This window comes from Agrobacterium sp. T29 (assembly GCF_006970545.1).
In the GTDB taxonomy this organism is placed as follows: Bacteria; Pseudomonadota; Alphaproteobacteria; order Rhizobiales; family Rhizobiaceae; genus Agrobacterium; species Agrobacterium leguminum.
On the sequence record NZ_CP040641.1, the window covers coordinates 1,228,869 to 1,248,198 of the forward strand.

The following is a 19,330-nucleotide window of genomic DNA, read 5'->3' on the forward strand; positions in this document are numbered from 1 at the left end:
GACCGATTCGTTGCCGCAGCGGATTGCCCGCGGAAATTTTTCAGGGCGTTTGCGCGAAGAGAACCGTCACGATGGTTCCGCCGCCCGGTCGTGTCTTTATCTGCAGATCGCTGTCATGCGCCCGTGCGATCGCGCGGGCAATCGACAGGCCGAGCCCCGTACCGCCGGTCTTGCGCGCGCGTGACGGCTCCGTTCACCAGAAGAGTTCGATGCCGTGCGCCTCGACGCCAGGGGGAAAGCCCGGCCCCTTATCCTCGATCGTGACGAAGGGCCGCCCATCCTGAAGCCCGGTCGAACAGCGCAGAAACTTGCCGCTCGCCGCATAGCGGCGCACATTGTCCATCAGGATCAGCAGCAACTGCCGAAGGCGTTGGCGGTCGCCGCAAATGGGAGCGGGCTCCAGCGACATATCGATATCGATGCCGGCCTCATCCATCAGCGGCCGCGCCGCTTCGGCCACGGCCGCGCATTCGGCGGCAAGATCAAGCGGCTGCGTGTCTTTGACGAGGCTGTTGGTTTCCGCCAGGGAAAGTGTGCGCAAATCATCGACAAGACGCGCCAGCCCTTCCACATGGACGATGAGGTGGCGAATGGCTTGCTTGTCGAGGGGAAAGACGTCATCCGCGATGCCGTGCAAACGGCCCTGCAGGATCGTCAGCGGGGTGCGCAATTCGTGGGCCACCGCCATCGTGTTGAACTTCAGCCGGCGCTCCATCATCTGAAGCTCCCGCGTCAGGCTCTCGAAACTGTCGACCAGAAATGCGACTTCGGCGATGGGGTTCGCCTTGATCTTTGCGCCTCCGCTGAAATCGCCGGTCGCCATGCGCCGCGCAGCGTCTGCAAGTTCGCCGAGAGGTGCTGCAATGCGCCGCGAGATGAAGTAACCGAGCAGGCTGCACAGAAGGACACCGAGCAATCCGAAGACGAACACCGATTTGATAAGCTCGTTATCCGCCTCGTCCTCCAGGCCCGGCAAAACCTCGATAAGGGCCTGAAGCTGGCGCTGGTCCGGCATCACGCCCCGGTCGATATCCGAGAAGGCCTTGGAGGCATCGGGCGAAAGCTGGGCGATGATGCGCTCTTCAATATTGTCCGCATACCAGGAAACGCCGAAATAGACCAACGCGACGGCAAAGATGAGCATCGTGGTGATCGTGATCGCCGTCATCGTGCGCAGGCGCAGTCGCCAGAGTTTCATGGTTTCTGCTCCCCGGCCAGCCGATAACCGACGCTGCGCACCGAGACCAGATAACCGCAGGCGCCATGATCCGCCAGTTTCTTGCGCAGATTGGCGATGTGCGTGTCGATGGTGCGCGCCAGCGCATCGCTTTCCGGCAGGCAGGCATCCAGAATATCGGCGCGCTGAAAGGCGTGGTGGGGCGGCGCGTCATATGGGCGAGTATCCTGAACTCGCTCAGCGTCAGGGGCAGAACGGTCCGTCCCCCATCGCCGCAAACGGCCGCGACATAGGCTTCGGTGTCCACTTCGATGGCCCCGAAGCGCAAGACCCCGCCGGCGGCCGGCTGTCGCGTGCGTTTCAGCACGGCATTCACCCGCGCGATCAATTCGTGGGGATTGAAAGGTTTGACGATGTAATCGTCAGCGCCGAGGCGAAGGCCGGTCAGCTTGTCCATATCCTCCGCAAGAGAGGTGACCATGATGACAGGCGTATCCCGTTCCCGCCGGATGCGGTTCAACACCTCGATGCCATCGAACTTCGGCAGGCGAATGTCGAGCAGAACCAGATCCGGTCTCAACATGGAGAAATGCGTCAGCGCTATTTCTCCGTCGCTCGCCCTGACGGTTCTGTATCCTTCGCGAATGAGATAGGCGTCCAGAATCTGAATAATATCGGGGTCGTCTTCGACGATCAGAATAAGCCCTTTGTCCATACTCGATCCGCAAATCTGCTTCTGTAAGCCGTGGTAACGCCGGGACGCTAAGCGGATGCGAAACATCGGGCAAGAGCCTCCATCCCCGAATAAACACTATCGGTGCCGCTTTCCTTGCAGTCTTGTCTCTTTCTCCGCAAAGCCTTGACATTTCTGCGGAAGAGAACTGGCCATGCACCAGCCTCTCGCCAGTAAAACCGACCGGAAAAAGCGGAATTGGACCCAGAGGTCGAAATTTCGCGCAGGCGCCATCCATGTCGCCCGTCAGGCTTTTTTACGTGCCTCCGGCAGTTCCTCCCTGCTGGCCCTTCTGGTCGCTCTTGCGATGATGATCGTCTTCACGGTCAGGTCGGATATCGATCTTGAGGTGAGCCGGCAATTCTGGACGGACCGTTTTCACCTTGGCGAGGACGAGTTCCTCGTTTCCGTCCGAGATCTGAACCGCATGCTTCCGCCGGTTCTATTGTCGGGGCTGGTATGCATGCTTGTCCTCATGCCATTTTCGGGCGGCCTGCACCGGCTTTTTCCACCGCACAAGCTGCTGCTTATTGGTGTCTTTTTTGCTCTCGGACCGGGCGCCTCGGTTCATATACTGAAAAACGCGTTTGGCAGGGCAAGACCGCGCCATCTTGGCGAGTTCGGGGGAGACCTGTTGTTTACACCGGTTCTTTCCCTTGACGGTGGCTGCGCCCGAAATTGCTCTTTTCCTTCCGGTGAAAGCGCTTCCGCAGCCGCTCTTCTGGCCTTCACAATTCTTCTGCCAGAGAAATTTCGCCTGATCGGCATCGCGATACTGGCGCCATTTATCGTGATTGTCTCCCTGAACAGGGTGGCAATGGGCGCTCACTTTCTCTCCGATGTCCTGATTGCATGGCCCTTGATGCTCGCGGTGTTCCTTCTGCTCCAGCGGCCGTTCATGAACAACCGGCAGGCGATAGACGCCGCCTTCTCGCGCAGGGTCGACGGGACGCGGCCCGCCGCGGAAACAAGGCCATTTGCGGAACAATAAGGCCGAGGGGAATCCTATCCGCCCAATATCAAAAGGGCAGCGAAAGCCGCTGCCCTTGCTGTTTCTTGCCGAGCGACCGGAGGCCTTATTTCACCTGGGCGACGACCAGCTTGCCGTCGGCGCGTTCGGCGACGAACTCGATATTGGCGCCTTCCTTGAGCTTGGCCAGGATCGCATCGTCCTTGACGCGGAACACCATCGTCATGGCCGGCATGTCGAGGTTCTTCAGTTCTTCATGGATGATGGTGACCTTCTTGGCTGCGGCATCGACCTTCTTTACCGTTCCCTTGGTGAATTCCTCTGCGAATGCGCTGAGGGGAGCGGTGAGCAGGAGTGCTGCTGCAACGGTGATTTTAACGATGGTCTTCATGGTCAGATTCCTTTGTTGCCGGGTTACTTTGCAGAAACTTTGAGATCGCCGCGCATGCCGGCCTCGTAATGCCCGGGTTTCAGGCAGGCGAATTCGAACATGCCGTCATTGGTGAATTTCCAGATGATTTCGCCGCTTTCGCCGGGCGCGAGGCTGATCGCGTTCGGATTGTCGTGCTCCATCTCCGGAGCCTTCTCCATGGCGGCCTTGTGCTCCAGATTGGCCTTCTGTTCGTCGAGAATGAATTCATGGTCCAGTTCGCCGACATTCTTCACGACAAAGCGAACCGTCTTGCCTTTCTTGAAGTCGAATTTGGCGGGGGTGAACAGCATCTTGCCGTCAGGCGTTTCCTTCATCGTCACCTGAATGGTCTGGGTCACCTTGGCCTTGTCGCCCGGTTCGCCGATCGCCATCGCTTCATGGCCGCCGCCGTGGGTGCCCGATGCAAGGGCGGGCGTGGCGAGAGCGGCAAGAAGCAGCGCAATTTTCAGTTTGAACATTCCATATTTCCTTGATTTTGGTGGGGTTCTTGTGGGGTTGGGGTCTGCGCGATCAGCCGTGTTTCATCGGTTTCGGCGTGATCTGCGTTTTGGGGTCATTGGTCTTGGTCGTATCCGGCAACCCGCCGGTCCATTCCCAGGCCTGGGTTCCGGGCGGGTTTTCGTACCAGCCGGGATCGGAGTAATCGCCCGCGGAGATGCCTTCGCGGACCTTCACCACGGAGAACATGCCGCCCATCTCGATGGGGCCGTGCGGACCCCAACCCGTCATCATGGGTACGGTATTCTCGGGGATCTCCATTTCCATCGCGCCCATATCGGCCATGCCGGCGGTGCCCATCGGCATATATTCCGGCCGCACCTTGCGGATTTTCTCCGCGACGGCCTTCTTGTCGACGCCGATGAAGGTCGGAACGTCATGTCCCATCGCATTCATCGTATGGTGCGACTTGTGGCAATGGATCGCCCAGTCGCCGACATATTTGGCGTCGAATTCATAGGCCCGCATCGCACCCACGGGGATATCGATGCTCACCTCCGGCCAGCGCGCCTCGGGCCGCACCCAGCCGCCGTCCGTGCAGGTCACCTCGAAATCGTAACCATGCATGTGGATCGGATGGTTGGTCATGGTCAGGTTGCCGACGCGCACGCGCACCCGGTCGTCCTTGGAAACCACCAGCGGATCGATGCCCGGAAACACCCGGCTGTTCCATGACCACAGATTGAAGTCGGTCATGGTCATGATCTTCGGCACATAGGAGCCGGGATCGATGTCGAAGGCATTGATGAGGAACACGAAGTCGCGGTCCACCGGCATGAAGGCCGGGTCCTTCGGATGGATCACGAAGAAGCCCATCATGCCCATCGCCATCTGCACCATCTCGTCCGAATGCGGGTGGTACATGAAGGTGCCGGATTTCACGAGATCGAACTCGTAGACGAAGGTTTTGCCAACCGGGATATGCGGCTGCGACAACCCGCCGACGCCGTCCATGCCGGATGGCAGGATCATGCCGTGCCAGTGGATCGTCGTATGCTCCGGCAGCTTGTTGGTGACGAAAATACGCACCCGGTCGCCTTCGACGGCCTCGATGGTCGGGCCGGGCGACTGGCCGTTATAACCCCAGAGGCGGGCGGTCATGCCCTCCGCCATTTCGCGCTCCACCGGCTCGGCGACAAGGTGGAATTCCTTGACGCCGTTGTTCATCCGGAAGGGCAGGGTCCAGCCGTTGAGGGTGACGACGGGGTTGTAATCCGGGCCGGTGGTGGGCTTGACCGGGGCCTGGGTCGCAGCCGTTTCCATCACTGCCGCTTCCGGCAGGCTGGTATTGGATGTTTTCGCCCAGGTCGCCGAGGAGACCATTGCGGCGCCGACACCCAGAAAGTTTCTTCTGTTAAACATGGTCGTTTCCTTTCTCAGTGTCCGCCACCGCCGCCGCCAGCGGCGGCAACCTCGGTCTCCGCGCCTGCCGCAGCACCCGTGCCGCCGCCGTAAATGGCGGGAGCGAGGCTGGCCTCGGCGAGCCAGAAGTCACGTTTCGCGTTGATGGCAAGCAGGCTTGAATTGACCTTTTCCCGGCTGTCGGCCAGAAGCTCAAAGGTGTTGGTGATCATGCCGTTATAGGTCAGCAGCGACTGCTCCTCGATTTTGGTGCGCAGCGGCACCACGCTGTTGCGGTAATGCCGGGCGATGTCATAGTTCGAGCGATAGGCCTGATAGGCGGAGCGGGCTTCCGAGCGGACATTGACCGCCTTTTCCGCCAGCAGGTTCGCCGCGCGCATATAGGCCAGTTCGGATTCCCGCATGCGCGCCTGACCGGAATCGAAGATCGGAATGACGAATTCCAGCTCGGCATTGCCGGTGGTCTGCTTGTGGATTTCGCCGTCTTCCAGCTCGCGTTCGGTCTCGAAGCCGGAACGGATTTCGAGATCGGTCACGTATCGGGTGGCTTCGGTGAGCTTGAACGACCGGGCGGTCGCCTCCAGATCGAGCTTTGCCATCTGCAAGTCCACGCGGCGCTGCAGCGCTTCGGCCTCGATCATATCCCGTTTGGTAAGCGCCTTCGGAAGCGGGGGCAGACGGTTGGGAATGGTGTATTCGATATCCGCTCCCCACAGTCCCATCAGCCGGGTCAGCTCCTCCTTGGCAAGACGGGCTTCAAGCCGCGCCCTGGCGATCTGGCCGGTCAACTCGGCGTAAAAGACCTGCTCGCGGGCCTGGCCCTCCTTGTTGAGCGAACCCGCCTCGCCAAGTTTCACGGCAAGTTCCGATGCGGCATCCGCCGCGGTCTGTGCCTGCGCCAGTTGGCCGACATTTTCCCATGCCGCCACGGCGGTAATCCAGGCGCGGCGGGTATCGGCCGCCAGTTGCAGTGTCTTCAGCGCGGCGCCAAGCTGCGCCTTGCGGAAGCCGGTGTCGGCGATCTCGACATTTTTCTTGAGGGTAGCCAGCGCCAGAATATTGGTGACGACGACACCCTCGATCGCCTGATAGGCCCTGAGACCCGGGGTGCCGATCCCCGTCAGCCCGATGCCGACCCGCGGATTGACCAACATGGTCGATTGCCATGCGGTGGCGGCGGATTCGCCGAGATCGGCATAGGCTGCCTGAAGACCCTTGTTGTTCAGGAGCGCAACCTGTACCGCCGTCTCGACATCGAGACTTTTGCCGGTGGCCATCAGCGATTTGACGCGGGCCTGCGTCGCCTGCGCCTCGGCCCGGTTTTGCACCCAGACCGCCTGCTTGCCTGTCGCCTCGGATGTCCTGGCCGAAACATTGGTGAAACCGGCGTCACGCGACGCATATTGGGCGGCCGTGACACAGCCGCCGAGAAGAAACGGCAGGCAAAGGGCGGTCGCGAGTTTCGCTCCGAGTTTGAAGGTAAGTATCGTCATGATGCGTCTCCTTTCGGAGCCTGCGCATCGTTCTGGTTACGCCAGGGCTTCGGGTCCACCGGCGCGCGGTGCGTGTAACCCGCGACCGGGGTCTGATAGCGGATGGGGGCCGCGCCGAGCGACGGGTTTGCCGCGTCGTCATAGGAGGCGGCGTCGTTCATCATGGATGTGGCTGTGCAGCCGCCCAGAAGCAGGGGCGCCGCAACCACAATGTAAATTGGGTTCATGGGTATTTTCCGAACAGGAGATGCAACGGCGCGACGGCGCTAAAGCCGCTCACGCACGGTCATTGCCCAAAGGCGGGCTTTGCCTGTTCAGATATTCGGGGGGCGGTGAAGGAGCGGGGTCTGGCCCAGCGCCTTGCTGTCGTCGAGGAAGGAACGGATGCTGTTGACGACGGGTCTGCCAATGGTGTCGTGGCCGATCAGAACCGCCATGCCGAGACAGAAATCGCCGCAGCATTGCGGCTTGACGGGCTTTTTGACGCCGCCGTCCTGTTCGGCCATATCGTTGTGATCATGACTGTCGGACATCATGGCTGAGGCGCCATGGTCCATCGTCGCGCCGTGATCCATCATGGCGGACTGATCGTGCTGCATTCCACCGGCTTCGGCAGGATGCATTGCGGCATTGACGGTGGAAACACTATAGCCAGCCAGTGACAGTATCATCACCAGTCTAAACAAAAGGGCCAGCAATTTCGATGTTCGCAACATCTCACGCATGTTCCGTAGAAAAGCTGTAGTCCTGTGATTTGTCAATGGATATCCCTCATAACCATTGACGAAAGCCGTTATGTCGCATTCACGTGGACCGAGGCCGGCACGCGCAACGGCAGGGCCTGCAGCCTGCCCGCACCTCACACGAAGTCGATGAAGGCTTCATCGAGAATAAGGAGCTTGCGGGCCTGCATGCGGGCATATTCCTCGTAAAAACCCTGCGAAATCCAAAGCGCGGAACGGCCGCGTCGTCCGCTCCAGCCGATGCCGCCGATCAGTTCGGCCGCCGCTAGCTTGCGGCCGATATGGATACGCGACAGGGAGAGGGATGTCGCCAGTTGCGTCACGGTTTCCACATCGGTCAGGCGCCTGCCCTGTTCGGTTGGCCTTTCCCAGTCGATGCCGGCGATAAGGCGGTCCATCAACAGTCCGCCGGCATCGAACCAGTTGAAGATGATGGAAAGCGGGCCGGGGCAGCGCACCTCCGGATGCGACAGAAACGCCTGCGATATGCGGGGGTGGATATGGGGAAGCATGGCCTCCGACCGCTTGATGAAACGTGATGCCCTGAAGCCCTCATCGAGCAGATCCAGCGCCTGAAAATGCACGTCGTACCATTGGGCGAGCATCGCCAGCGCCGGGGCTGAAGGCACGATCCCATTGCCGGGCCCGTCGCTGGACCGGTCTACCGGGCGTGTCATTCCGCGTTTCAGCGCCTCTTTGAAGAAGGCATAAGCGACACTATGGCTGGCGAGCCCATGCCGAAGCGCCAGATGGCCGAAATCTTCCCGCGTCAGGGCGGCTTCTCCCTCTCCTGTTTCACAGGCACCGCATTTCTGAAAATAGAGCGCCAGAAGCGCGTGACACAGAAGCCGGCTCTGGCGCGTCGCAAAAAGCGCGGTCATCTCGGGCGAACCTTCGTAGAGGGCGATGAAACTTCCCGCCAGCAGACGCAGCGCCGCCGCGAAGGGTTCTTTTTGCAGCATCGCCTCTATTTCGCCGGGCGCTGGCCTGCGGCAATCGGCTGTCGCGGTCGGCAACCGGGAGATCGCAAAGTCGAAAAAATTGGTCATGGGCCGCGCTCCGGGATGGAATGATCCAATCGGCCTTACAGGAGCTGAAATGGCGCGTCTTCTCATTGCGCGCAGAGGTGAAATTTTAAGCCGGCGGCATATCCGCAGCGCGGGCGTCGCCGGGCGTCATGCCATAGGTGCCGGCAAATACCCTGTAGAAAGTAGCGAGGCTGTCGAAGCCGCAGCCATAGGCGATCTGCGTGACCGGCAGGGCGGGGAAGGCCAGCAGCAACCGCCTCGCCTCCTCGATCCGCATGGAGGAGAGCGTGCGGGAAAACGACAGTTCGGCACCCTCGAAAACCACGTGCAATTGCCGAAGCGAAATGCCCAGTTCGCTTGCGACGGCGGCAGGGGTGAGGTTCTGCCGGGATTTCTTCCGTATCATGATGTCCTGTGCCGCATAACAGAGCCCTGTCCTGAGCGCGGCGCGCACTTCCGGCATGGCGGACGAAAGCCGCCCGCGCGCCGTCATGGCAAGCCGGGCGATATGGGTGACATCGCGGGCGGGGTCGATGAGCCTGCCGGGGTCGGCGTTCAGCGCGTTGAAAAGGGCCCGGAAGGGCAGGGAGAAACTGTTGTTTTCCGCATAACGCGTCGCAAACAGGTCATCGGTGGCCTGACCGAGCATGACCTCGTAATCCACGGGGATCTTCAGCATCCTGTAGTGAAAATCCGCCTCGTTTCCCGGTATCGCATCATAGGGCAAGTCGGAATAGTTGATGGTGATATCGCCGCCGCCGACCGCGTGAACCTGATTTTTGCCGGCATGCAGAAAGCCGGAGCCCCTGACCTGCAGGCCGATGCAGAGGCTGTCGCCGGCAATGCGGGCAATATCGGCTTCGGTGCGGTTCACCCGGTAAGAGGAAGCGCGCATCTCGGTTACCACGGCGCCGGCGACGGCGCGCGCCTGAAACGAACCCCTGAAGCTGTGGCGAAGGTCCCGCGCAAGCTCGATCGTCACGCCAAACAGGCTTTTGCCGCGCACTTCGCGCCATTGGTCGAAGCGGTGTTCGGGCAGAAAATCGTCGGTTGCGAAGCGGACTATGGTGTTCGTGGCTTGATCCTCCCCGACGATCCCGGCGGCCTATTTTTCCGTTGCGCGAAATCGAAGATGGACGAGCGGATAGGGTCGCCCCTGTCCGTCGAGATCGGAGCGTCCCGTCAGTTCGAATCCCAGCCGGCGATAAAACCCCATGGCCTCGATGTTCTGTTCGTTGACGTCCGTGGTCAATGCGGGGTGGAGCGCAAGCGCCCGCTGGACCAGAACCTTGCCGATGCCCTGGCCATGATGGTCCGGATCGATGAAAAGCGCCTCCATATGCCCTTCATGCAGAAACATGAAACCGAGAGGGCGATCAGAAACATCGACCGCCAGCGTGAGCGACGCCTGCGGCAGAAAAGCTTCGACTTCCTGCCCGATCGTGACGCGATCCGCCGGCAGAAGGAACCCGTGGGTGGCGTCGACTGCCTTGCTCCATATGTCGAGGATGCGGGAAGCGTCGCGGCTCTCGGAGGGACGAAGTGTGATCATGCCTCACCCTTAGCAAGTGCGGACTTTTCACGCCATGGGCCGACCCGATCTTTTCCGTGAGCACGTGCGTATTCAATGAATTTCGGCGTTTAAAGCCGGCGATTCCGATCCCCGCATATGCCGCCATCTCTCCTGCCGAAAAATTTTTCTCGAAAAAAGTGCTTGCAAAAAGCAGCTCTAAAAAAATAGATAAAAAGAACTTCTATCTATTTATTTTGAGGGAAAGATCGACAGATGGACCAGATCTTCACGCAAATCGACAGAAATCCAGCTCCGATTACGGGTTTCAGCGACGGCTTATCGCTCGAAGAAGCCAAAATTATCTATAATTTGCCGTTTAACGATCTTCTGTTCCGCGCCCAGCAGGTGCATCGCTGTCATTTCGATCCCAATGCCATCCAGATGAGCCGGCTTTTATCCATCAAGACCGGCGGTTGCCCGGAGGATTGCGGTTATTGCAGCCAGTCCGCCCGCAACCCCACCGGCCTCAAGGCTTCCAAACTGATGGAAGTGGAGCGGGTGCTGACTGAGGCGCGCAAGGCGAAGGAGGGCGGCGCGACGCGTTATTGTATGGGTGCTGCATGGCGCAATCCCAAGGAGCGCGACATGGAGGCGGTGGTGGCCATGGTCGAGGGCGTGAAGGCGCTCGGCATGGAAACCTGCATGACGCTTGGCATGTTGACGCCGGAGCAATCCGAGCGGCTGGCCGATGCCGGTCTCGACTACTACAATCACAATGTCGACACTTCCGAGCGGTTCTATTCGCAGATCATCACCACCCGCACCTTCGAGGACCGGCTGGAAACGCTCGCCAATGTCCGCGATGCCGGCATCAAGGTCTGCGCTGGCGGCATTCTCGGCATGGGGGAAACGGTGGAAGACCGGATCTCGATGCTGGTAACGCTCGCCAACCTGCCGGTGTCGCCGGAAAGCGTGCCGATCAACATGCTGATCCCGATCCCCGGCTCGAAGCTGGCCAAGGCCGATCCTGTCGATCCGATCGATTTCGTCCGCACCATCGCGCTGGCGCGCATCCTCATGCCGCGTTCGCATGTGCGGCTTTCGGCCGGGCGCACGGAGATGAGCGATGAGACGCAGGCGCTCTGTTTCCTGGCCGGCGCCAATTCCATCTTCATCGGCGAGACGTTGCTGACGGCGGATAATCCGGGTGAGGACCACGACACGGCGCTTTTCCGCCGTCTGGGCCTGAAGCCGATGGAATTGCAGTCTGGGGAGGCGGGCGGGTGCCGGTGAATCTCGCGGCGCTCTCCCCCTATGAGGCAAAGCTCGCTGGCCTGCAGCGCAAATCGCGGCTGCGCGCGCTCGCTCCTCAACAGGGGATCGATTTCACCTCCAATGACTATCTTGGCCTTGCCGATTCACCCCGGCTGAAAGCGGCATTTACCGACGCCATCGGAAGGGGCGTGCCGGTGGGAGCCGGCGGCTCGCGGCTGCTGCGCGGCAACCATTGCGAACATGAGGCGCTGGAAGCGGAAGCAGCGGCATTTTTCGGGGCGGAAAAAGCGATCTATTTCGGCAGCGGTTTTGCCGCCAATGTCGCGCTGTTCTCCACATTGCCGCTGCGGGAAGACCTCGTTCTTCACGACGCCCTGATCCATGCCAGCGTCCATGACGGTATCGCGGCCGGCAAGGCGAAGGCGATCGCCGTGCCGCATAATCAGGTCGAGGCATTCGAACGGGAAATAATCCGCTGGCGGCAGGAGGGTGGCCGGGGCCGTCCGTGGATCGCCGTCGAAAGCCTTTATTCCATGGATGGCGACCGTGCGCCCCTTTCGGCCCTGGCTGATCTTGCCGGGCAACACGGAGGCTTCCTTGTCGTCGATGAGGCCCATGCCACCGGTGTTTTCGGCCCCGGCGGGCGTGGTCTTGCCGCGGAGCTGGAAGGCCATGGCAATGTGGTGGCATTGCACACCTGCGGCAAGGCGCTCGGCCTTTTCGGCGCGCTTTTGAGCCTGCCGGCGGTGCTTGCCGATTACCTCGTCAACCGCGCCCGTGGTTTCATCTATTCGACTGCGCCTTCGCCGCTGATGGCGGCGGCGGTGCGGGAGGCCCTGCGCATCGTCGCCGATGAACCGTGGCGACGCCTGCGGCTGGCGGAGCTGGTAAACTTTGCCGGCGAGGAGCTTCGCTCCCGGCTCGGCGTTGCGCCCAGCGGCTCGCAGATATTACCGGTGATGATCGGTGACAACGCCCGTTCGCTTCGTATCGCCGCGCATCTGCGGGAGGGCGGTTTCGATGTACGCGCGATCCGCCCGCCGACGGTGCCGGAAGGCACGGCGCGCCTGCGCATCGCCATCACGCTCAATGTGGATGAGAGCCAGATCGCCGATATGATCGGGCTGCTTGCCCTTTCGCTGGCCGAGGAGCGGAGATGAGCCCTCGTTTTGTCATCTCCGGCACCGATACGGGCATCGGCAAGACGGTTTTTTCCGCAGCGTTGACCCATGCCCTGCAGGCTCGTTACTGGAAACCCGTGCAATCCGGGCTGGAGGAAGAAACAGACAGCGAGACGGTGGAACGGCTGGGTGGCGTGCCGCGCGCGCGTATTCTACCGGAGGCCTATCGCCTGAAAATGCCGGCTTCGCCGCATCTATCGGCCCGCCTCGAGAATGTAACGATCGACCCTACGCTGCTGCTGCCGCCGCAAACGGATGGACCGCTGGTGATCGAGGGGGCGGGCGGGCTTCTGGTGCCGCTGACGGACAGGGTGCTCTTCGCCGATATCTTCGCCCGCTGGCAAATTCCGCTTGTGCTGTGCGCAAGAACGTCGCTTGGCACCATCAACCATACGCTGCTCTCGCTCGAGGCGTTGCGGCACCGCGCCATTCCCGTGCAGGGCGTGGTCTTCATCGGCGACGAGAACCGGGAAAATGAGCGCGTCATCGCCAATATCGGCGCCGTTCGCCGGCTCGGCCGCCTGCCGCGCCTGCCGGAGATGACATCAGAGGCGCTGCATCGGGCATTTGCCCGACATTTCAATCTCGCTGATTTTCTGGAGGCGCCGGCATGAGCCGTTCCCCTGTCTGGCATCCCTTCACCCAGCATGGGCTGGAACCGCCGATGAAACGCGTCGTATCAGCGGAAGGCGCATTTCTCGTCGATGAGGACGGCAATCGCCTGTTCGACGCCATTTCCTCCTGGTGGGTCATCACCCACGGGCACCGGCATCCCGCGATCATGGCGGCCATCCGCGCCGCGACAGAGGCCTTCGACCAGGTCATTTTCGCCGAGTTCTCCCATGAACCCGCCGAAACGCTGGCGCGCGGGCTGATCGAGCTTGCGCCCGCCGGGCTAAGCCATGTGTTTTATTCCGATAGCGGCTCGACGGCGGTTGAGGTGGCGTTGAAAATGGCGCTGGGATATTTCCACAATCGCGGAGAAAAGCGCGACCGTATCGTGGTGATGGAGCATGGCTATCACGGCGACACTATCGGCACCATGTCGACCGGTGAGCGCGGTGTCTTCAATGCCGCCTACGAACCGCTGCTCTTCGGCGTCGACCGGCTGGCTTTTCCGGAAGCGGGCAACGAACAGCACACACTGGACATGTTCGAAAACGTCTGCCGTTCAGGCCGCATCGCCGCCCTGTTGGTCGAGCCGTTGGTGCTCGGGGCCGGCGGCATGAGGATTTACGGCGCGGACGTTGTGGCCGGGATGAAACAGATCGCCGAACGCCATGGCTGCCTCGTCATTGCAGACGAGGTGATGACGGGCTGGGGCAGAACCGGAACCATGTTCGCCTGCGAACAGGCCGACATTTCACCGGATATTCTCTGCACCTCCAAGGGCCTGACCGGCGGTTCTCTGCCGCTGGCGGCAACGCTGTGCAGCGCGGAGATTTTCGACGCGCATTTTTCGACGGATCGCCGCAAGACCTTTTTCCATTCCAGTTCCTATACGGCCAATCCGATTGCCTGCGCTGCGGCCGTCGCCAATCTTCAGGTCTGGCGGGATGAGCCCGTGCTTCAACGCATCGGGCAATTGCAACAGGTGCTGCGCGACAATCTCCGGCGATTTGCGGATGACCGGCGTTTCACCGGCATCCGGCAGATGGGGACCATCGCGGCCCTCGATCTCGTGGTGCCCGCCGGCGGGTATCTCGCCGAGGTGGGGCCGCGCATGCGGCAATTGTTCCGCGAGCGCGGGTTCGTCATCCGCCCGCTCGGTAATGTGCTTTACCTGATGCCGCCCTATTGTTCGACGGTGGAAGATTTAAGCAGTGCCTTTGACGCCATCGATGAGGTGGCCGGGATCGTCACCGAAACCGCTTCGCTAAAATCGCGCGCGCTCGGCATCGCGTGAAAACGGGGTGCGGCCATGTTCAGCCTGTTCCAGAACCGTCTCCGAAAGTCCTGACAATGCAGACCCGTTCTTCCCGCATGGCCGGTTTTGGTCATGCCGTTCCGTCACGATGCGTCGACAATGCCGAGATAGAGACCAGTCTTGGGCTGGAGGCCGGCTGGATCGAGCGGCGCACCGGCATCCGCACGCGTTATTGGGCGCAAGAGGGCGACACTCTGAGCGGCCTTGCGGCGAGAGCCGGCCGCATGGCGCTGGAAGATGCGGAAATCGGCTCCGACGAGATCGCTCTGACGCTGCTTGCGACTTCCACGCCGGATCACCTTCTGCCGCCTTCGGCGCCGCTGCTCGCCCACAGGCTGGGCCTTGCCCGATCCGGCGCGATCGATCTCGCCGGGGCCTGTTCCGGCTTTCTTTATGCGCTCACCCTTGCGGATGGCTTTGTCCGCACCCACGGCCGCGCCGTCCTCATCGTTGCCGCCAATATATTGAGCCGTCGTATCAATCCGGCGGAAAGGGCAAGCGCGGTCCTGTTCGCCGATGCCGCCGGCGCCGTCGTCCTCAAGCCTTGCCGCGAGGCGCAGCGTGGGCTTTTGTCGGCCGATCTCGTTGCGGATGGCGGCGGTTACGATCTGATCCAGATAGCGGCGGGAGGCAGCAGCCAGCCCTTCTCAGCCGATACATCCACTGAGGAGGCGCTGATGACGATGCGCGACGGCCGCGAAGTCTTCTCCCGTGCCGTGACGCTGATGACCGAGACCTCGCAAATGGTGCTGCATCAAGCCGGAACGACGGCAGCCGATATCGACCGTTTCGTGCCCCATCAGGCCAATTCCCGCATGTTCGACGCCGTCTGCGGCAATCTCGGCATTGACAGGCAAAAGACGGTGCGCACCATAGAAAGCTTCGGCAATTCCTCCGCCGCAACCATTCCGCTCTCACTCTCCGTCACCAATGCCGAACGGCCTCTCGCGGAAGGCGAAACCCTGCTTTTGACGGCCGCCGGTGCCGGTATGACGGGTGGAGCGATCGTTTATCGTGGGTGAACGATGCCGGGCACGGGACGTCCCGATGCCGTACAATATTCAAAACTCAAGAAGCTGATTTCATTTGGAGAAATTTGGCTGGGGAACCTGGATTCGAACCAAGATCGACGGAGTCAGAGTCCGCTGTTCTACCATTGAACTATTCCCCAAAAGCTTTAAAGCGCGTGGCGCGTTCGCTTTGGTGGGTCGTCATATAGATGATTTATTCCGGGGCGCAAGTCGAAAAAATCGAAAAATGCGTTTTATCCCTGTTTTGCGTTTTGCTCCCCGGTTCAGAGCCGTGCCCGGGTGGAGCGTGGGGTGGAGAGCAAAAGGCTGGTCTCGCTGCCGGTGATGCCAGGCACCAGGCGGATGCGGCGCAGTACCGCGTCGAAATCGCTGAGCGTGGCGGCGTTGAGTTCCACAATGAGATCCCAGCGGCCGTTGGTGCTGTGGATTTCGGAGATTTCCGGAAAACCGCCAAGGGTGCGGATGACGCGGTCCGTCACATGGCCTTCGATCTCGATCATCATGATGCCGCGGATCGCGGCCTCCACCGCATCGGCGCGCAGGATGACGGTGTAACCGATGATGGTGCCGTCATTTTCCATTCTTTCGATGCGTGAGCGCACCGTCGCGCGCGAGGTTTCCGTCTCGATTGCGAGATCGGAAATGCTGCGCCTGCCATTGTGTCGCAAAAGAGTGATGAGCCGTTCGTCGAGATTATCCATATGACCAATTCGATAAATCAATTTTACCAGATCGATAGCTTATTTCGATAATATTGCCAATATTTGATGTTCATTTCGCCAGATCACTGTGGTGAACTGGGCTTGTTGGCAGGAAAGCGAGGACGGGAATGGAAATCAGGTTGATCGGTGCGCCGCTGCAAATCGGGGCCGGGCAATTGGGATGCGAGATGGGACCGAGCGCCTATCGCGTCGCGGGGCTTGCTCATGCCCTTGAAGAACTGGGGCATCGCGTTGTCGATACCGGCAATGTGACGCCGGCGACCTTCCGCGAATTTAACCATCCCAATCCCGCCGTGCATCATCTGTCTGAAACCGTGGCCTGGACCGAGGCGCTGACGGAGGCTGCCTATCGTGAAAGCGCGGATGCCGTGCCGATCTTTCTCGGCGGCGACCATGCGATTTCCGCGGGGACGGTTGCCGGCATGGCGCGCCGGGTGGCCGAGACCGGCCGGCCGTTTTTCGTGCTCTGGCTCGATGCCCATACCGATTATCATACGCTTGAGACGACGCGCAGCGGCAATCTGCACGGCACGCCAGTCGCCTATTTCAGTGGTCGAGAGGGATTTGCCGGTTATTTCCCGCCGCTTTCCCATGCGGTTCCGGAAGACAATATCGGCATGATCGGCATCCGCAGTGTGGATCCGGCGGAGAGGGCCGCACTGGAAAAGAGCGGTATCACCGTGCACGACATGCGCTCGATCGACGAGCATGGCGTCGCCGTTCTGCTGCGGGCGTTTCTGGCGCGGGTTCAGGCGGCAAACGGGCTTTTGCATGTTAGTCTCGATGTCGATTTTCTCGAGCCGTCCATCGCGCCGGCCGTCGGCACCACGGTTCCGGGCGGTGCGACGTTCCGCGAGGCGCATCTGGTCATGGAAATGCTGCATGATAGCGGGCTGGTCTGCAGCCTCGATCTGGTGGAGCTCAACCCGTTTCTCGACGAGCGCGGTAGAACCGCGACCCTGATGGTGGATCTCGCCGCCAGCCTGATGGGCAAGCGGGTCATGGACCGCCCGACACGGGCCGGCTGAAAGGGGTGATATGATGACCGTGATACCGAACCTCAATATCGTGCCCTTCGTCAGCGTCGATCACATGATGAAACTCGTGCTGCGCGTGGGCATCGATACCTTCCTGCGCGAGCTTGCCGATGCGGTGGAAGAGGATTTCCGCCGCTGGGAAAGCTTCGACAAGACGCCGCGCATCGCCTCGCATTCGAAGGAAGGCGTCATTGAACTGATGCCGACCAGCGATGGCACGCTTTACGGCTTCAAATATGTCAACGGCCATCCGAAGAACATGAAGGAAGGCCGCCAGACGGTAACGGCTTTCGGCGTGCTTTCCGATGTCGGCAATGGTTATCCGCTGCTTCTGACCGAGATGACAATCCTGACGGCGCTGCGCACCGCCGCCACCTCCGCCGTCGCCGCAAAATTTCTCGCCCGCAAAAACTCCCGCTCCATGGCCATCATCGGCAATGGCGCCCAGAGCGAATTCCAGGCGCGCGCCTTCAAGGCGATTCTTGGCATAGACACGCTGCGGCTATTCGATATCGACCCGTCCGCCAGCGAAAAATGCGCCCGCAATCTCGCCGGGCAGGGTTTTGCCATCAAGATCTGTGAGAGCGCACAGGAAGCGGTCGAAGGGGCGGATATCATCACCACCGTCACCGCTGACAAGCAATATGCGACGATCCTGACCGACAACATGGTCGGGCCCGGCATTCACATCAATGCCGTTGGCGGCGATTGCCCCGGCAAGACGGAGTTGCATCGGGATATTCTGCTTCGATCCGATATTTTCGTCGAATATCCGCCGCAGACGCGCATTGAAGGTGAAATCCAGCAATTGCCGGCGGATTATCCCGTCACCGAGCTTTGGCAGGTCATAACCGGTGAAAAGCAGGGGCGGGCAAGCGACCGGCAGATCACGCTGTTCGACAGCGTCGGCTTCGCGACGGAAGATTTTTCGGCTCTGCGTTACGTGCGCTCGAAGCTGCCATCCACCGGGCTTTATACGGAGCTCGATCTGCTGGCCGACCCGGATGAGCCGCGTGACCTGTTCGGTATGCTGCTGCGGTGTGAGGCGGCGCTCGTCTAGGGGCTTTCCAGCGCCGGCTGCCTATTTCGTCTCCCGGCGGTTCTTGCGGGAAACCACATGCTCACGCCAGATAGTGAAGAGGCCGGCGGCAATGACGATCGCCGCACCGATGACCATGTTGGACGTCACTACCTCGCCATAGACGGTGACGCCGATGATGGAGACGAGCACCAGCTGATAATAGGAAAAGGGCTGCACTGAGGCCGCATCCGCCAGTTCGAACGCCTTTATCAGGCAATAATGGCCGCTCATGCCGGTAATGCACAGCGCCAGCATCCAGCCCCAATCCTGCGGCTCGATGCTGACCCAATAAAACGGGCCGACCAGCGTCAGGGCCGCCGCACCGGCCACGCCGGTGTAGAAGAAGCTTGTCATCGCCGAATCGCTTTTGCTGCCGAGGCGGGTCAGGACGCTATAGAGCGCCAGCATGAAGGTGGCCACGAAGGTGATCATCAGCCGGTTGTCGAAACCGTCTCCCTCCGGCTTGAGGATGACGAGAACGCCGATGAAGCCGACAAAAATGGCGCTCCAGCGCCGCCAGCCCACATGTTCTCCCAGCAAAGGCATGGACAGTGCCGCAACGATCAGCGGTGCGGAGGCAAGGATGGAATGGCTGTGCGCCAGCCCGACGACGGCGAAGGAGAAGATCGAAATGACGATCTGCACGGCGAGAAGCACACCGCGGCCGATCTGCAGCCAGGGACGGTTGGCCATGACGGCGCCCCGAATGCCGCCCGCAGACCTTGCGGCCATTAAAAGAACGAAGACGGCAAAGGCCCAGTATCGCAGCATGGCGATAAAAACCGGCGGATAAGCGCTGCCCAGATGTTTCGATATGCCATCCTGCGCCGCAAAGATCGTGAAAGCGACAAGCGCATAAAGAAAGCCGGTCCTGGGTGATGGCATGAAAAAACCGCTATCCGACTGCCGCCGGCAAAAGAGTATTCGGGGTGAATGAGGTGGGTAACAGCCATATGTTACGGCCGTACCTTGTCAGACAACCTTATTTTCCGAATAGCTGCCATGCAAGTGTGGGAGCTGCGTTTTCGGCAGGCGGATTGCCGGCTTAGCCTGCGCTACTGTCTGGTTTAGATTTCTCGAAAAGGCGCAAGTCTTTAATTCATGCCAATTGCACCGACGTCATCCT

General features: G+C 60.7%; 19 protein-coding genes, 1 tRNA gene and 2 pseudogenes. 8 read left to right on the plus strand and 14 right to left on the minus strand.

Annotated features, from left to right (window positions below; genetic code table 11):
* Positions 1-40: 40 nt before the first annotated feature.
* Positions 41-1,198: pseudogene (locus FGF54_RS20630) on the minus strand (ATP-binding protein).
* Positions 1,195-1,892, minus strand: a pseudogene (locus FGF54_RS20635) (response regulator). The pseudogenes FGF54_RS20630 and FGF54_RS20635 overlap by 4 nt, the downstream one beginning before the upstream one ends.
* 481 nt (positions 1,893-2,373) lie before the next feature.
* Between FGF54_RS20635 and FGF54_RS27590 the strand changes: the two are divergent.
* Positions 2,374-2,901 carry a phosphatase PAP2 family protein gene (locus FGF54_RS27590; protein ID WP_246667009.1) on the plus strand — a complete coding sequence of 176 codons (528 nt, stop codon included), beginning with the start codon at positions 2,374-2,376 and terminating at the stop codon, positions 2,899-2,901.
* Between the two features lie 85 nt (positions 2,902-2,986).
* Here the strand turns inward: FGF54_RS27590 and FGF54_RS20645 are convergent, their stop codons facing one another.
* The 9 genes from FGF54_RS20645 to FGF54_RS20685 all read right to left on the minus strand — a co-directional run bounded on the left by FGF54_RS20645 (position 2,987) and on the right by FGF54_RS20685 (position 9,989).
* On the minus strand, positions 2,987-3,271 hold the full coding sequence (locus tag FGF54_RS20645) for a copper-binding protein (RefSeq protein ID WP_003522073.1): 285 nt from the start codon (positions 3,269-3,271) through the stop codon (positions 2,987-2,989).
* 23 nt (positions 3,272-3,294) lie between these two features.
* Positions 3,295-3,771 carry a plastocyanin/azurin family copper-binding protein gene (locus FGF54_RS20650; protein ID WP_142780965.1) on the minus strand — a complete coding sequence of 159 codons (477 nt, stop codon included), beginning with the start codon at positions 3,769-3,771 and terminating at the stop codon, positions 3,295-3,297.
* A 52-nt stretch (positions 3,772-3,823) separates the two neighbouring features.
* Positions 3,824-5,173, minus strand: a complete 1,350-nt coding sequence (locus FGF54_RS20655; RefSeq protein WP_142780966.1) for a multicopper oxidase family protein — start codon at positions 5,171-5,173, stop codon at positions 3,824-3,826.
* A 14-nt stretch (positions 5,174-5,187) separates the two neighbouring features.
* Positions 5,188-6,666, minus strand: coding sequence for a TolC family protein (locus FGF54_RS20660; protein ID WP_142780967.1), 1,479 nt, complete (start codon positions 6,664-6,666; stop codon positions 5,188-5,190).
* A complete protein-coding gene (locus tag FGF54_RS20665; protein WP_003522077.1) occupies positions 6,663-6,893 on the minus strand; it encodes a hypothetical protein in 231 nt (76 codons plus the stop codon). The genes FGF54_RS20660 and FGF54_RS20665 overlap by 4 nt, the downstream gene beginning before the upstream one ends.
* Positions 6,894-6,980: 87 nt before the next feature.
* Entirely contained in the window at positions 6,981-7,391 is a 411-nt protein-coding gene (locus FGF54_RS20670; RefSeq protein WP_142780968.1) for a hypothetical protein, read from the minus strand.
* 134 nt (positions 7,392-7,525) lie between these two features.
* Positions 7,526-8,458, minus strand: a complete 933-nt coding sequence (locus FGF54_RS20675) for a hypothetical protein (protein WP_142780969.1) — start codon at positions 8,456-8,458, stop codon at positions 7,526-7,528.
* Positions 8,459-8,543: 85 nt separating this feature from the next.
* Positions 8,544-9,443: an AraC family transcriptional regulator gene (locus tag FGF54_RS20680; protein WP_168208202.1), complete on the minus strand. Its 900-nt coding sequence runs from the start codon at positions 9,441-9,443 to the stop codon at positions 8,544-8,546.
* A gap of 99 nt (positions 9,444-9,542) precedes the next feature.
* Positions 9,543-9,989 (minus strand): acetyltransferase, encoded by a 447-nt coding sequence (locus FGF54_RS20685; protein ID WP_142780970.1) that lies wholly within the window; start codon positions 9,987-9,989, stop codon positions 9,543-9,545.
* Positions 9,990-10,223: 234 nt separating this feature from the next.
* Between FGF54_RS20685 and bioB the strand changes: the two genes are divergently transcribed.
* The 5 genes from bioB to FGF54_RS20715 are packed head-to-tail and all read left to right on the plus strand — an operon-like array spanning position 10,224 to position 15,355.
* Positions 10,224-11,243 carry a biotin synthase BioB gene (gene bioB, locus FGF54_RS20695; RefSeq protein ID WP_142780972.1) on the plus strand — a complete coding sequence of 340 codons (1,020 nt, stop codon included), beginning with the start codon at positions 10,224-10,226 and terminating at the stop codon, positions 11,241-11,243.
* Positions 11,240-12,385 carry an 8-amino-7-oxononanoate synthase gene (locus tag FGF54_RS20700; protein WP_142781598.1) on the plus strand — a complete coding sequence of 382 codons (1,146 nt, stop codon included), beginning with the start codon at positions 11,240-11,242 and terminating at the stop codon, positions 12,383-12,385. The genes bioB and FGF54_RS20700 overlap by 4 nt, the downstream gene beginning before the upstream one ends.
* Positions 12,382-13,020 carry a dethiobiotin synthase gene (gene bioD / locus FGF54_RS20705; RefSeq protein ID WP_142780973.1) on the plus strand — a complete coding sequence of 213 codons (639 nt, stop codon included), beginning with the start codon at positions 12,382-12,384 and terminating at the stop codon, positions 13,018-13,020. Before FGF54_RS20700 ends, bioD begins: the two co-directional genes overlap by 4 nt.
* Positions 13,017-14,312, plus strand: a complete 1,296-nt coding sequence (locus FGF54_RS20710; RefSeq protein WP_142780974.1) for an adenosylmethionine--8-amino-7-oxononanoate transaminase — start codon at positions 13,017-13,019, stop codon at positions 14,310-14,312. The genes bioD and FGF54_RS20710 overlap by 4 nt, the downstream gene beginning before the upstream one ends.
* Positions 14,313-14,368: 56 nt before the next feature.
* The gene (locus tag FGF54_RS20715) at positions 14,369-15,355 is read left to right on the plus strand and encodes a beta-ketoacyl-ACP synthase III (protein ID WP_142780975.1); all 987 of its coding nucleotides are present in this window, start codon (positions 14,369-14,371) and stop codon (positions 15,353-15,355) included.
* Positions 15,356-15,430: 75 nt separating this feature from the next.
* Here the strand turns inward: FGF54_RS20715 and FGF54_RS20720 are convergent.
* Positions 15,431-15,504 (minus strand) — tRNA-Gln (locus FGF54_RS20720).
* A gap of 123 nt (positions 15,505-15,627) precedes the next feature.
* Entirely contained in the window at positions 15,628-16,065 is a 438-nt protein-coding gene (locus FGF54_RS20725; protein WP_003508428.1) for an Lrp/AsnC family transcriptional regulator, read from the minus strand.
* A gap of 128 nt (positions 16,066-16,193) precedes the next feature.
* Here FGF54_RS20725 and rocF point away from each other — a divergent pair, with 128 nt between their 5' ends.
* Together rocF and FGF54_RS20735 are read left to right on the plus strand one after the other, a co-directional pair.
* The gene (rocF, locus tag FGF54_RS20730; protein ID WP_035264543.1) at positions 16,194-17,114 is read left to right on the plus strand and encodes an arginase; all 921 of its coding nucleotides are present in this window, start codon (positions 16,194-16,196) and stop codon (positions 17,112-17,114) included.
* 13 nt (positions 17,115-17,127) lie between these two features.
* Positions 17,128-18,183: an ornithine cyclodeaminase gene (locus tag FGF54_RS20735; protein ID WP_142781599.1), complete on the plus strand. Its 1,056-nt coding sequence runs from the start codon at positions 17,128-17,130 to the stop codon at positions 18,181-18,183.
* Positions 18,184-18,204: 21 nt separating this feature from the next.
* Here FGF54_RS20735 and FGF54_RS20740 read toward each other — a convergent pair whose 3' ends face one another.
* Positions 18,205-19,089 (minus strand): DMT family transporter, encoded by an 885-nt coding sequence (locus tag FGF54_RS20740; protein WP_065657425.1) that lies wholly within the window; start codon positions 19,087-19,089, stop codon positions 18,205-18,207.
* Positions 19,090-19,330 lie beyond the last annotated feature (241 nt).